12 protein-coding genes and 1 pseudogene are annotated in these 13,048 nt (G+C 52.4%); 5 read left to right on the top strand and 8 right to left on the bottom strand.

Annotated elements, in window-relative coordinates; genetic code table 11:
• Positions 1 to 116 precede the first annotated feature (116 nt).
• Positions 117 to 1,016: a LysR family transcriptional regulator gene (locus BEB54_RS20710; protein ID WP_105277137.1), complete on the bottom strand. Its 900-nt coding sequence runs from the start codon at positions 1,014 to 1,016 to the stop codon at positions 117 to 119.
• 98 nt (positions 1,017 to 1,114) lie between these two features.
• Here BEB54_RS20710 and BEB54_RS20715 point away from each other — a divergent pair, with 98 nt between their 5' ends.
• Both BEB54_RS20715 and BEB54_RS20720 read left to right on the top strand, forming a co-directional pair.
• Entirely contained in the window at positions 1,115 to 1,837 is a 723-nt protein-coding gene (locus BEB54_RS20715) for an SDR family oxidoreductase (RefSeq protein WP_105277138.1), read from the top strand.
• Positions 1,838 to 2,000: 163 nt separating this feature from the next.
• Positions 2,001 to 2,279 carry a hypothetical protein gene (locus tag BEB54_RS20720; protein ID WP_105277139.1) on the top strand — a complete coding sequence of 93 codons (279 nt, stop codon included), beginning with the start codon at positions 2,001 to 2,003 and terminating at the stop codon, positions 2,277 to 2,279.
• A gap of 412 nt (positions 2,280 to 2,691) precedes the next feature.
• On the opposite strand, the pseudogene ykgR reads toward BEB54_RS20720, so the two are convergent.
• Positions 2,692 to 2,760: pseudogene (gene ykgR, locus BEB54_RS29815) on the bottom strand (small membrane protein YkgR); the annotation flags it as partial.
• A gap of 229 nt (positions 2,761 to 2,989) precedes the next feature.
• Positions 2,990 to 3,874: a LysR family transcriptional regulator gene (locus BEB54_RS20730; protein WP_001119037.1), complete on the bottom strand. Its 885-nt coding sequence runs from the start codon at positions 3,872 to 3,874 to the stop codon at positions 2,990 to 2,992.
• A gap of 264 nt (positions 3,875 to 4,138) precedes the next feature.
• On the opposite strand from BEB54_RS20730, the gene BEB54_RS20735 reads away from it, so the two are divergent.
• Positions 4,139 to 5,197 (top strand): alpha/beta hydrolase, encoded by a 1,059-nt coding sequence (locus BEB54_RS20735; protein WP_123059757.1) that lies wholly within the window; start codon positions 4,139 to 4,141, stop codon positions 5,195 to 5,197.
• Between the two features lie 141 nt (positions 5,198 to 5,338).
• On the top strand, positions 5,339 to 6,466 hold the full coding sequence (locus BEB54_RS20740) for an MFS transporter (protein ID WP_123059753.1): 1,128 nt from the start codon (positions 5,339 to 5,341) through the stop codon (positions 6,464 to 6,466).
• Between the two features lie 178 nt (positions 6,467 to 6,644).
• On the opposite strand, the gene paoD is transcribed toward BEB54_RS20740, so the two are convergent.
• The 4 genes from paoD to paoA are packed head-to-tail and all read right to left on the bottom strand — an operon-like array spanning position 6,645 to position 11,448.
• Positions 6,645 to 7,601: a molybdenum cofactor insertion chaperone PaoD gene (paoD, locus tag BEB54_RS20745; protein ID WP_105277142.1), complete on the bottom strand. Its 957-nt coding sequence runs from the start codon at positions 7,599 to 7,601 to the stop codon at positions 6,645 to 6,647.
• A 9-nt stretch (positions 7,602 to 7,610) separates the two neighbouring features.
• Positions 7,611 to 9,809: an aldehyde oxidoreductase molybdenum-binding subunit PaoC gene (paoC, locus tag BEB54_RS20750; protein ID WP_105277143.1), complete on the bottom strand. Its 2,199-nt coding sequence runs from the start codon at positions 9,807 to 9,809 to the stop codon at positions 7,611 to 7,613.
• Positions 9,806 to 10,762, bottom strand: a complete 957-nt coding sequence (gene paoB, locus BEB54_RS20755) for an aldehyde oxidoreductase FAD-binding subunit PaoB (protein ID WP_105277144.1) — start codon at positions 10,760 to 10,762, stop codon at positions 9,806 to 9,808. The genes paoC and paoB overlap by 4 nt, the downstream gene beginning before the upstream one ends.
• Entirely contained in the window at positions 10,759 to 11,448 is a 690-nt protein-coding gene (gene paoA / locus BEB54_RS20760) for an aldehyde dehydrogenase iron-sulfur subunit PaoA (protein WP_105277145.1), read from the bottom strand. The genes paoB and paoA overlap by 4 nt, the downstream gene beginning before the upstream one ends.
• A 406-nt stretch (positions 11,449 to 11,854) precedes the next feature.
• On the opposite strand from paoA, the gene BEB54_RS20770 reads away from it, so the two are divergent.
• Positions 11,855 to 12,469, top strand: coding sequence for a YagU family protein (locus tag BEB54_RS20770; protein ID WP_001019920.1), 615 nt, complete (start codon positions 11,855 to 11,857; stop codon positions 12,467 to 12,469).
• Between the two features lie 248 nt (positions 12,470 to 12,717).
• Here BEB54_RS20770 and BEB54_RS20780 read toward each other — a convergent pair whose 3' ends face one another.
• Positions 12,718 to 13,047 (bottom strand): YkgJ family cysteine cluster protein, encoded by a 330-nt coding sequence (locus BEB54_RS20780; protein ID WP_001307600.1) that lies wholly within the window; start codon positions 13,045 to 13,047, stop codon positions 12,718 to 12,720.
• Position 13,048: the final 1 nt, after the last annotated feature.

Raw genomic sequence — 13,048 nt, forward strand, 5'->3', positions numbered from 1 at the left:
AAGTTACCTCACATTCAATTACACCACGCCTTTCTCCTGTGCCATATTTCTGCCATTGTAACCCTGGCAATTTCTCAAAATACTGTTCTGACATCAGGCAGTGCAGGTGCAGACATTTAAGCCAATTGCTGCCGCCATTCCTTGACGTGGTCAATCAGGGCGCGGAGCTTTGGTGCAATATTGCGACGCTGTGGGAAATACAGATAGAAGCCCGGAAATTGTGGAAGAAAGTCATCAAGCAGCGATACAAGCTTACCGCTTTCAATATATGGCCTGAACGTTTCCTGAGTGGCAATTGTTATTCCTCCGCCGGCAAGAGCCAGCCTCAACATCAGACGCAGATCATTCGTCGTAATCTGCGGTTCAATCGCAAGGTCGAAAGCTCTACCGTTTTCTTCAAATGGCCAGCGATAAGGCGCAACCTCCGGGGACTGACGCCAGCCGATACACTTATGATTCACAAGTTCGCGCGGATGAACAGGTGTGCTGTTGGCTGCGAGATAGGAGGGGGAGGCAACGACCATTTCACGCTGCTTACCGGTAAGGGGAACAGCAATCATGTCTTTTTCAATGACCTCTCCGAGCCTTACGCCAGCATCGTAACCTGCGGCAACGATATCGAATTCCTCATCCGTGACAACAATATCAAGCGTAACGGCTGGATTGGCAGCTGCAAACGAAGCGATTAGCGGACCTGAAAGAAATTCTTCTGCTATCGACGTCACCGCGATTCTGAGATGTCCACGTGGTACATGGTCAGAGACTATCTCTTCGAACGCTGCCTCAATACCGGATAAAGGTAATGACAACGATTTATGCAGCCGTTCTCCCGCTTCCGTCAAATTAACTGAGCGCGTGGTCCGCATTACAAGCATTGTCCCGAATGCATCTTCAAGACGTCTTATTCCCTGACTGACCGCTGAACGGGTAACGCCCAGTCGTGCGGCGGCTTTACTGAAATTACTCTCTTCTGCTACCGCGATAAAAATGGGTAAAAGATTAAGATCGATTTTCATTGTTTAATGCCGCTAACCATTGAGTACATTGAAAGCAGGATACTGGAACCAATCATAAAGTTCTATTATCTCTCCGAACACATTTGAAGGAGAACGTAATGGATAAGGTCATATTAATCACCGGCGCATCAAGTGGTATTGGGGAAGGTATTGCCAGAGAGCTGGGAACGGCAGGTGCAAAGGTTTTACTGGGAGCACGCAGACTTGAGCGTATCGAAGCCATTGCAAAAGAAATCTGCCGCGCAGGAGGAATTGCTAAAGCGCGGGAGTTGGATGTCACAGACCGACAGTCCATGGCAGATTTCGTGCAAGCAGCGCTGGATAGCTGGGGGCGAGTTGATGTTCTTATCAATAATGCGGGCGTTATGCCGCTTTCACCGCTTGCAGCAGGAAAACAAAATGAATGGGAGCTCACTATTGACGTGAATATCAAAGGCGTACTTTGGGGAATTGGCGCTGTACTTCCGGTGATGGAAGCACAGGGTTCCGGTCAGATAATCAATCTTGGTTCTATTGGTGCCCTTTCTGTTGTGCCCACAGGCGCAGTCTATTGCGCATCAAAATTTGCAGTACGGGCTATTTCTGATGGCTTACGGCAGGAAAGCTCGAAAATCCGTGTGACCTGCGTAAATCCTGGGGTTGTAGAAAGTGAACTGGCTTCAACCATTACCCATGTGGAAACCATGAAGTCAATGGACGCCTACCGTTCTGTTGCACTTCAACCCGCGGATATTGCCCGTGCTGTAAGGCATATTATTGAATCTCCCGAAAGCGTTGATACAACCGAAATTACCATCAGACCTACTGCATCTGCAAACTGAAGAATAACTTTTATATTCACGTTTTATTAAATAGGTCGGGAGGAGAATTTATATCCACCTGTTTTGCATAGCAAGATGCATTATGTATTGCTCACCCCGAAGGAGATGAAGGTTTAATTACAGAAGGAGTATTTTCTCTTAGAGTAAATATGACTCATGTTTAATACCTATGTATATACTACTCACCCTCTCAATTGTCAGGAGAATTAACGTGAATACTATCTGTTCTTTAATTGTTGTGGTTGCACTGTCTTTATTATCATTCAGTAGCGTCGCCAAAACGATTACTGCCGTCGGTTCAACCATTAACAGCACTGAAAAAGAAATTTCTTTACAGGCAGAAAAACAAGGGAAATCATATAAAATTCTGGGCGCGTTTTTTAAGAACAGAGTTTATATGATAGCAAAGTTAACACCAGTCAGTAAAAATGATGCTTCATAAGGCTCATGGTATAATTTTTAAGACATGATCAAGAAGCACGTCTATTGACTCAAAATTGTCATTTGTCAGGCAATGGAATACCTGACAAATGACGCTATCCCAATCTATTGTACCAGTCGTTCTGCTAATTCTACCGATGCTTCGGTCTGGAGTAGTAGAGTAATATTGGACACAGTTTTATTTTCTCTCTTTTTCGAGGGCTGTATATGATCAGGAAGAATACATCCCTAAGCGGTTAATGCTGGCGTAATCAATAGACCAGCATTAATCACAGATGATTACCAATCAGACAGAAATGGTTAAATCGTCGAATTCATATTTAATACGTTTTCTTACGCCGCTGAACAACTTGAAAAGCAGGGAAAGGATATATATTTTAAATATCAGTGAAGTAAATAGTTTATTGCCGTTATTAATAGAGATGGAGGAATAAATACGCGTATTCTACTATTGCAACAAAAACAACGATATTGATCGGTTTTCATAATGAAGTAACCTGACAGATATAAAAATGTTGATTGAGGCTAAATTCCCGGATGAAGGTTGTCGAGGGAGCCAGGTACTTTTTTCTTATGGGTGATCTCCATTGCTGGATAGTCCCCTTGTACAGATAAGTCCGCTCTTTCTCGCTCAAAGCGGCCCCTGGAATTGAACGCAGAATGACTACCTGACACAATATTGCACAGTGAAGAGTCGGTCGTTGTTAACGTTCAGATTTTCAATGTATCAATGACCATCCGCAGAGCGGGGGAGACGTTGCGATGAGGGTAATAGAGAAACAATCCCTCCATTCGCAGGCTGTAACGCTGCAACACTCTGATAAGCTTACCGTGTTCTAAATCATCCGCAACCAGTTCAACAGGAACATAGGCCAATCCGAGGCCCAGCCGTGCGGCTTCTGCTTCCATATAGCTGTCGGATAGGGCCCATTGCCCTTCAGGGCGATGAGTGATTTTTTTATCATCCTGATTGAGTTCCCACTGGTATACGCTGCCGTCGGCAAACTGATAGGCGATACAGGGATGCGCCTTTAAATCCGCCGGGGTTTGCGGAAAACCATAGCGACGAAAATGTTCCGGAGTCCCCACAATTGCCATCTCCATATCGGGCGTGATGCGTACCGCGACCATACCCTGGCCGACTTCAGGCCCCAGGCGGACACCAGCATCGAATCTTTCCTCGATGATATCGACGAACCGGCTCTCATTTATCAGTTCAAGCCGGATATCAGGATATCGCTGTTTAAATACCGCCAGCTTTGGCAGCAGGCATTTATCAATCGCGTGCTGGCTGGCATTGATACGCACCGTGCCGGAGGGCGTCTCTCGATAGTGCGCCAGTGTGGCAAGCCCAAGATCTAACATTTCAAATCCAGATGCCGTCTTCTGGTAGAGCTGCTCGCCTGCTTGCGTCAGCGACAGTTTACGCGTGGTGCGCACCAGCAGCTGGACGCCGAGCCTTTCTTCAAGCTCGCGAACAGAACGGCTGACTCCTGACTGAGCAAGACCCAGCCGCTGAGCCGCTGCGGTAAAGCTGCCTTCCCGCACCACCTGCATAAACAGGTACAGCTCGTTGTAGTTCTCCCTTTTCGCCATTGAAACATCCCCCCTTCATGCCGGCAATCTCCGCATTAATTTATAACAATATGGTATTAATCTTAGCATTAATCGCCCCCTAATCAGCACTAATTCTGCTCACTATAATGACCCCATCAAAGTAAAGCACCGCAGTGTTGTCCGTCGGAAACCTGTATCTCTCTGTTGTTTTTTATGGGGATTTTTATGAAAGCCTTCACCCGAACGCTAAAAACCGCGATGCCGACCATGCTGCTTTTCGCATCATTAAGTGGAGTCACGACAATGAGTTATGCTGATTCAACCAATCCTAATGCCCCTGTGTCCATGACAGATAAATGGGATAAAACGTTCGCCGAGAGCCAGAAAGTCGATCACCGTAAAGTCTCGTTCCCGAACCGATATGGCATCACCTTAGTGGGCGATCTTTACCTGCCTAAAGACCGTGGCGATCGCAAGCTGGCGGCGATTGCGGTCAGTGGGCCATTTGGCGCGGTGAAAGAGCAATCCAGCGGCCTGTATGCGCAGACGCTGGCGGAACGAGGGTTTGTTACCCTGGCGTTCGATCCTTCTTACACCGGGGAAAGCGGCGGCTATCCGCGAAACGTCGCCTCACCGGATATCAACACTGAAGATTTCAGCGCGGCGGTGGATTTCTTAGGGCTGCAAAAAGAGGTAGATCGCAACCGTATCGGGCTGCTCGGTATTTGTGGCTGGGGCGGCATGGCGCTGAACGACGTGGCGATGGATACCCGCGTTAAAGCGGTTGCTACCAGCGTGATGTATGACATGAGCCGGGCGATGGGCCATGGTGTGGGGGATGGCGAAGACCGTTATTCTACCGCCGACCGTCGTGCTGTTCTGCAATATCTGAATGAACAGCGCTGGAAGGATGCGCAGAGCGGAACGTTCGCTCACGGTGGTCATGATATTAATGTCGATAGCAACGGTAAGGTCAGTGCGGGCGAGCGTATTCTGCCAGAAACGCTGCCGGCAAATCCGCATCCGGTACTGAAAGAGTTCTTCGATTACTATCGTATGCCGCGTGGTTTTCATGCACGATCCGTGAACTCGACCGGGGCGTGGACGGCAACGATGCCGCTGTCGTTTATGAATATGCCGCTGCTCAGCTACGCCAGTGAAATCACCATCCCGACGCTGATTGTGACCGGTGAGAAAGCACATTCACGCTATTTTGCTGAAGATGCTTACAAGGCGGTTGGCAGTAAAGATAAAGAGCTGGTGGTGGTACCTGGGGCAAATCACGTGGACCTGTACGATAACGTGGCCGGAAAAATACCTTTCGCGAAGTTCGAACAATTTTTCCAGACCAAACTGAAATAAAACCTCTCCTGAATTGATGCAAAGCCACCGGCCATAGGCTGGTGGCTTTTATCCTGATCTTTGTGAAATTTCACTATGTCGACACTAAGCCAAACACCATCACCTCATCATCAGCACGCATACTGGGGCGGTATTTTTGCCATGACCCTGTGCGTGTTTGTGCTGATTGCTTCTGAATTTATGCCCGTCAGCCTGCTCACGCCGATTACCCGCGATTTAGGCGTGACGGAGGGGCTTGCTGGGCAGGGGATTGCTATCTCCGGCGCGCTGGCGGTTCTGACCAGCCTGACGCTTTCAACGCTAGCTGGAAAGATGAATCGTAAGTTCCTGCTGCTGGGGATGACGGTTCTGATGGCCGTATCGGGGCTTATTATTGCGCTGGCTTCCAGTTATCTGATGTATATGATCGGTCGCGCGATGATTGGTGTGGCGATTGGCGGATTCTGGTCGATGTCTGCGGCAACGGCGATTCGTCTGGTGCCGCAGCAACAGGTCACGCGTGCGCTGGCGATTTTCAATGCCGGTAATGCGCTGGCGACGGTCGTGGCCGCGCCGCTGGGAAGCTATCTGGGTGCCACGGTCGGATGGCGAGGCGCTTTCTTGTGCCTGGTGCCCATCGCGGTGGTCGCCTTTATCTGGCAGTGCATCAGCCTGCCCAGTATGGATGCGAATAAAAGCCACACGTCATTTGGCACGGTATTCCGCTTATTTAGCCGCCGCATGGTTGTGGTCGGCATGATAGCTTGTGGCCTGTTTTTCATGGGGCAGTTTGCGCTATTCACCTATGTGCGCCCGTTTCTGGAGTCGGTGACACGGGTTAATTCCTTAGGCTTGTCGTTGATTTTGCTGATTATCGGCGTGGCCGGTTTTATTGGCACGCTGGTTGTTTCGGCATTTCTCAACAGAAAATTCTACCCCACGCTGATGGCCATACCCGGACTTATGGCCGTCATTGCTATCGGTCTGATGCTTATCGGGCATCACGTCTGGACGGTCTCGCTGCTGTTAGGACTCTGGGGCATGCTGGCCACCGCCGCGCCAACCGGATGGTGGACATGGATTGCGCGTACGTTGCCTGACAACGCCGAAGCCGGAGGCGGGCTCATGGTCGCGGTGATTCAGCTCGCCATCGCCCTTGGATCAACGGCAGGAGGCATTGTGTTCGACCGCCTTGGCTGGCAGAGCACGTTTGCTATGAGTAGCGTGCTGCTCCTTTGCGCTGGCGTACTGACCTTTGTTACCGCACGCCAGAAGGCCAGTGCGCTTTAGTCCGGCGAGGGCGCGCGTTGCTGAATAAGTTACACAAGGCGATGAGCGCCCACTATGGGTTGGGCGCTCTTTTAAACGATTTAGGTGATTTTCTAAAACGGCTACTGCAGTTTTTTCTCTTAATTTATGGTATTTCCCCCGGAGGCGAGAAAGCGCTCTCCACGCCCGGCCGCAAGGATCACGACGACGGGGGCAGGCATGAATCCTCCTCCTGATGGAGACTTACAGAAGCGACTTCTGCCAGCACAGAGAGTGCCAGAGTATGCGCATCCCGGGCTTTGGGGAATATCCCGATGGGTGCCCGGATTTGCGCTGTCTCCTCCCTGGACCATCCTAGCTCGTGGAGCTTTTGCAGACGTAACGTGTGGGTTCGATAGCTCCCCAATGCGCCGAGATAAAAGGGTTTTGCCTCTCGCGCGGCCTGCAACACTGGCAGCTCCCGGTTGAGATCATGGCACAGCAAAATGACCGCCGTATCGGTATCGATCTGAGCGCTGGTTGAGGCCGGAAAAAGATCGAAGATATGGCTGTCATAGCCTGTGGCTGCTGCAAGACTCGCGGTTGCCTGCGCCTCAAGAGAACGTCCGTAAATCATCAGCCTGACGCATGGCCTGAACCCCACCTCAAAGCCATTGAGATTCCAGCCCGTTCGGGTTTGCGTGGGCAGGCACACCAGCGATTGAGCTTGCGGATCGTAGCGCAGACCCGCCGGTTTTCTCTGTTCCAGGCGGTTCAGCACGGCGAGCAGAGGCTGTGCCGAGCGTAGTTTATGGAGCGTCAGCGTGATCCCACCGCCGCAGGGCAGAACGATGTCAAACCACGGCGAACCTTCGCCATAGCGAATTTTGCGATCGCAGCCTGAGCCCATCACCTCCAGCGCTTCAAAAGCGGCAGCGGCCTCCACGCAGCCGCCAGAGACAAAACCGCAGTAACGACCATCTTCGCGCACCACCATCTGTGCTCCGAGCGGGCGCGCCGCGCCGCCGCGTATCTCCACCAGCGTCACCAGCACCGCTCCTTTACCGGACATTAGCGCCTCTACGGCGAAGCGCAGAATGGTCCGGTGGTCATCGGTGAGAAACGCCTGCTCTGGCTTATGCCAGTGCTCGTCTTTGTCAAAAAGCGAGTATGACATTGTTCCTCCTTAAACCACATCCGGCAGTTTATCGAGCAGCTTATCCAGAGTGATGGGATAATCCCGTACCCGAATACCGGTGGCGTTATACACCGCGTTGGCGATAGCCGCGCTCACGCCGCACAGGCCCAGCTCACCGACACCTTTGGCCTTCATCGGGGAGGAGATGGGGTCGGTATCATCCAGGAAAATCACCTCCTGTTTTGGGATATCCGCATGAACCGGCACCTCATACCCCGCCATATCGTGATTAACGAAGTAGCCCAAACGGTCATCTACCGCCAGCTCCTCCATCAGTGCCGCGCCCATGCCCATAGTCATCGCGCCAATGACCTGGCTGCGTGCAGTTTTCGGATTCAGAATGCGCCCCGCTGCGCACACGGCGAGCATACGCCGGACCCGAACTTCTCCCGTCGCGCTATGCACGCCGACCTCCACAAAATGCCCGGCAAAGGTCGATTGCTGGTACTCCTTGCTGAGAGTGCCGAACTCAATGCTCTCTTCGGCTGTCAGTCTGCCGCCTGCGGTGGCCTCATGTAGCGTGGCGCTTCGGGTACCGTTGGTAATCTTGCCGTCGGCAAACCGCGACTGCTCAGGATCAAACCCGACCGCCGAGGCAATCATTTCGCGAAGTTTCACACAGGCGGCGTAAACGCCGGAGGTGGAGGTATTCGCGCCCCATTGTCCACCAGAACCCGCAGAAACCGGGAAACTGGAATCGCCGAGGTGAACCGCAACCTGCTCCAGCGGTACGCCAAGCATTTCCGCTGCCGTCTGGGCCAGAATGGTGTAGCTGCCGGTGCCAATGTCGGTCATGTCCGTTTCTACGGTAACGGTGCCGTTTTGTTCGAGGTGAACCCGAGCACCCGATTTTTCCAGCAGATTATTGCGAAAGCCCGCCGCAACACCGTGGCCGACTAGCCACTCCCCGTCGCGCACCTGTCCGGGTGTGGCGTTGCGCTGCTTCCAGCCAAATTTATCCGCTCCGGTGCGCAAGCACTCGATAAGCTGACGGCGAGAGAAGCGGCGCGTCGGGTCGGCGGGGTCAACCTGAGTGTCATTCAGGATGCGAAACTCGACGGGATCGATGCCCGCTTTTTCCGCCAGTTCGTCGATCGCGATTTCGAGCGCCATCAGACCGGGGGCTTCGCCGGGCGCACGCATGGCGTTCCCTTCCGGCAAATCAAGCGCGGCGAGCCGCAGGCCGGTATGACGGTTTGCCCCTGCGTAGAGTAATTCGCTTTGCTGTACCGCCGTTTCCGGCGTGCCGCCGGGCAGGTTTCCGGACCAGCTTTCATGTGAGATAGCGGTGATTTTCCCGCTCTGGTTGGCACCGATACGCAGGTGCTGAAGGGTGGCGGGGCGGTGCGTGGTGTTATTGGGAATAGTGGGGCGGGGGAGCATCACTTTAACCGGACGTTTCACCGCACGGGCGGCGAGGGCCGCCAGCAGCGCATCGCTTCTCAGGAATAGCTTGCCGCCAAACCCTCCGCCGATATACGGGGAGATAATACGCACATTCTCCACGGGCACTTTCAGCGTTTTTGCCAGATCGGTGCGGCACCAGTCAATCATCTGATTTGAGGTCCAGAGGGTAAGCTTATTTCCATCCCAGACGGCCATCGAGGCATGCGGCTCCATCGCCATATGGCTCTGGTCCGGGGTCGTGTATGTAGCATCAATTTTCACCGCAGCGGAGGTGAAAGCCCCGTCAAAGTCACCAACGTTTTTATCGGGCGTGTCTTCCGGCGGCTGACTGACGGCCTGTTTCTCGTCCGCCAGGGAGTAAGCTCCTTTATTACGGCGATAGTGCGCCTGCACCAGCGAGGCCGCCGCTCGCGCCTGTTCGAAGGTCTCGGCCACTACCAGCGCAATGGCCTGATGATAGTGCTCAATAGTGGGGCCGCCTAACAGCCTGGCGGTGTTTTTGTCGCCTTTGCCGAGTGCCCCAGCGTTACTGGCGGTAATGACAGCCAGTACGCCCGGCGCTTTTTGCGCGGCGTCCGTATCAAGGGCGGTGAGGCGCCCTTTGGCAATGGCGGAACCGACGATATAGCCATAGGCGGCGTTGGGGGCTTCTTCATGCCATTCGTAGGCGTAGCGTGCCGTGCCGGTAGTTTTCAGCGGTCCGTCGATGCGGTCATGGGGACGACCGACAACCTTCAGCTGATCGATCGGGTTTTTCCCTGCGGGTTTATCAAATTTCATGCCTGTGCCCTCGCTTCAGCCAGTACGGAGGCAAGCGTTCGCTTCGCCAACAGGAGTTTAAAGGTATTTTCAGCGGTGGGATGGGCGCTGGCGAACAGCGCGTCATACACGGCCTGCGCCCCCTGGGATAGCTGAGCATCCGCAGCCTCAATGCGCCAGGGCTTATGTGCTACTCCGCCCAGCGCGACGCGCCCGCTGCCGTCAGGCTGAATAATCGCCGCGACCGATACCAGGGCAAAGGCGTAGGAGGCGCGATCGCGCACCTTGCGGTAGATATGTTTTCCGCCGAGCGGCGGAGGTAACGTCACCGCAACGATAAGCTCACCGGGAAGCAGGGCGGTTTCAATGTGCGGCGTTTTCCCCGGTGGGTGATAAAAATCAGCCAGTGTGATACTGCGAGTTTTTCTCTCCGGCGTGATGGTTTCCACCACCGCATCCAGCAACCGCATTGCGACCGCCATATCGCTCGGATGGGTGGCAATGCAGGCTTCGCTTACGCCTACCACCGCGTGCTGACGGCTAAAGCCTTCAAGTGCCGCGCAGCCGCTCCCGGGCAGGCGCTTATTGCAGGGCTGATTGGTGTCGTAAAAATAGGGGCAGCGCGTGCGCTGGAGCAGATTACCTGCGGTGGTTGCCTGATTACGTAACTGACCAGACGCGCCAGCGAGCAGAGCGCGGGAGAGTACCGCGTAATCACGACGCACGCGCTCGTGAGCCGCCAGGTCGGTGTTCCGTACCAGTGCGCCGATGCGCAGCCCACCCGCGTCGGTCACTTCAATCTTATCGAGCCCGAGCCCGTTCACATCTATAAGGTGGGGGGGCGTTTCAATTTCCAGCTTCATCAGGTCCAGCAGATTGGTCCCGCCAGCGATAAATTTTGCGCCGGGTACGCGCTGAGCGCTAAGTGCCGCCTCGGCAGGGGTGTTCACACGTTCATAGGTAAACGCCTTCATGATTTTATCTCCCCCGCAGCGTCTTCAATGGCGGCAAGGATGTTAGCGTATGCACCACAGCGACAGATGTTGCCGCTCATACGTTCACGGATCTCATCGGCAGTTCTTTCTGGAGGGGAAACCAAATCGACCGTGACGTGACTGGGAATGCCGTCCTGAATCTCTTTTAGCACCGCTACTGATGAGCAAATTTGCCCGGAGGTGCAGTAGCCGCACTGGAAGCCATCATGCTTGATAAAGGCCGCCTGCATGGGGTGAAGATTCTCTGGTGAACCCAGGCCTTCAATGGTGGTGATCTCGGCCCCCTGATGCATGACTGCCAGCGTCAGGCAGGCATTAAGCCTGCGACTATTGACCAGTACGGTACAGGCTCCGCACTGTCCGTGATCGCAACCTTTCTTGGTACCGATCAGATGCAGATTTTCACGCAAAGCGTCCAGTAGCGTGGTTCGGGTATCCACCTCAAGCTGCTCGGTTTTGCCGTTCACCTTAAGTGTCAGGGGCATTATCTCTGGCGCGGGTGTAGCTGCCGGAACGCTTGCCGCAAGCGTAGAATGAGGATAAACCACGGCGGTCGCCGCCGTTGCGGCGCTCACTTTAATCAGATCGCGACGGGTCAAACTAAAATCGTGCGGCTCGTGCTTCCCAACCCGATTATCTTCGGGGTATTCGCCTTGGTTGCTCATACCAGGCCTCCGGTATTCTAAAGGGGAAAATAAGAGTGCGTTGCGAGAGTGTTGATGCTTTTTTAAACGTTAAGCATAGTCGGTGAGAGCAGGAGGATTATTCTTAAAACGCGAATGCAGCTATGAGCCCGGCTAATTAATTCATATTCGCCGATGACGGGAGCTAGTTTATTGCTTTAGTTGTGCGATGCAAAAACCGATAAGGAAACCTGTGATTGTCAGCTCTGCATCACCCTGCAAATCGTTGTCACTTCTAACAAAAAAATATGAAGAAATAATGGAGCTTATATTAATTGGCGATTAGGTAACCATGTGGTTATACAAAACAATACAGTTCTTTACATTTATCTTGTTTTATGAATACTCCTGAAGAGGTGTACAACATAATGAAACAAACAGGGTAAATATGAATATATTTGAACAAACTCCACCGAACCGCAGACGTTATGGTCTTGCTGCATTCATTGGGCTAATTGCTGGCGTTGTTTCCGCATTTGTGAAGTGGGGGGCTGAAGTTCCATTGCCGCCACGTAGCCCGGTGGATATGTTTAATGCAGCGTGTGGCCCGGAATCATTAATCAGGGCTGCTGGGCAAATTGATTGCTCCCGTAATTTTCTCAATCCTCCGTATATTTTTCTTCGAGACTGGCTGGGGCTGACAGATCCCAATGCGGCTGTTTATACCTTTGCCGGGCATGTCTTTAACTGGGTTGGTGTTACGCACATTATCTTTTCGATAGTGTTTGCTGTCGGTTATTGTGTGGTCGCTGAAGTATTTCCAAAAATTAAACTTTGGCAGGGCTTACTGGCAGGTGCTTTAGCACAACTTTTTGTTCATATGATTTCATTCCCTCTCATGGGACTTACGCCACCTCTGTTTGATCTTCCGTGGTATGAGAATGTCTCTGAAATTTTTGGACATTTAGTCTGGTTCTGGTCCATTGAAATTATTCGCAGAGATTTACGAAACAGAATTACTCATGAGCCAGACCCTGAGATCCCTTTAGGCTCAAACAGATAATGCATTGAATGATAAAAATGGCGCAAATACAGCGCCATTTTTATAGGTTAAAAACATTGTTTTTAACTTTCTGATGCAGATAGCCAGTGAGTACATCGCGCTACTTCAGGATGCTGTAGATCCGGAGAACCCTATAGAGGAAGAGGCATTGTTGCTGGCAGATGGAAGAAGTTTCGGGTTTTGTTATCCCTGAAAAACGAAGCCCCGCGATTATAGCTGGCGGGGCAGTGCAATTAATTATTGCATATTTATAACGGTGTCAGCCCGTATTTAGCTCTTGCACGATTGCAAGCCTCATTGACTTCTCCGTTCTCACCAGACATGGCGAATTCTCTGCACGTGGACGATCGATTTTTATATATCGTGCAGCAGGCATTTTTGCCCGGTGTTCCTGCAAGGGCAATACATCGGGGGTTTTTCTGATTGGTACCGCTCATGCATCGGTGAAAAGGGGATATTTGTTCAGTGAGCCTGGCGGGAATGGTACCGCCAGCATCGTCGGCTTCGGCCCAGTAAAAAGAGACGCGGAAAAATGCACAACAGGCACCACACGTCATGCATGGATTCAGATTGCTCATA

The sequence above is a fragment of the Escherichia sp. MOD1-EC6021 genome (assembly GCF_002965245.1).
GTDB lineage: Bacteria > Pseudomonadota > Gammaproteobacteria > Enterobacterales > Enterobacteriaceae > Escherichia > Escherichia coli_F.

Excerpts from the sequence above, each read along its gene's own strand:
- BEB54_RS20710 (WP_105277137.1), bottom strand. The coding sequence starts at position 1,016 with ATGAAAATCGATCTTAATCTTTTACCCATTTTTATCGCGGTAGCAGAA.
- BEB54_RS20715 (WP_105277138.1), top strand. The coding sequence starts at position 1,115 with ATGGATAAGGTCATATTAATCACCGGCGCATCAAGTGGTATTGGGGAA.
- BEB54_RS20730 (WP_001119037.1), bottom strand. The coding sequence starts at position 3,874 with ATGGCGAAAAGGGAGAACTACAACGAGCTGTACCTGTTTATGCAGGTG.
- BEB54_RS20735 (WP_123059757.1), top strand. The coding sequence starts at position 4,139 with ATGAGTTATGCTGATTCAACCAATCCTAATGCCCCTGTGTCCATGACA.
- BEB54_RS20740 (WP_123059753.1), top strand. The coding sequence starts at position 5,339 with ATGACCCTGTGCGTGTTTGTGCTGATTGCTTCTGAATTTATGCCCGTC.
- paoD (WP_105277142.1), bottom strand. The coding sequence starts at position 7,601 with ATGTCATACTCGCTTTTTGACAAAGACGAGCACTGGCATAAGCCAGAG.
- paoC (WP_105277143.1), bottom strand. The coding sequence starts at position 9,809 with ATGAAATTTGATAAACCCGCAGGGAAAAACCCGATCGATCAGCTGAAG.
- paoB (WP_105277144.1), bottom strand. The coding sequence starts at position 10,762 with ATGAAGGCGTTTACCTATGAACGTGTGAACACCCCTGCCGAGGCGGCA.
- paoA (WP_105277145.1), bottom strand. The coding sequence starts at position 11,448 with ATGAGCAACCAAGGCGAATACCCCGAAGATAATCGGGTTGGGAAGCAC.
- BEB54_RS20770 (WP_001019920.1), top strand. The coding sequence starts at position 11,855 with ATGAATATATTTGAACAAACTCCACCGAACCGCAGACGTTATGGTCTT.
- BEB54_RS20780 (WP_001307600.1), bottom strand. The coding sequence starts at position 13,047 with ATGAGCAATCTGAATCCATGCATGACGTGTGGTGCCTGTTGTGCATTT.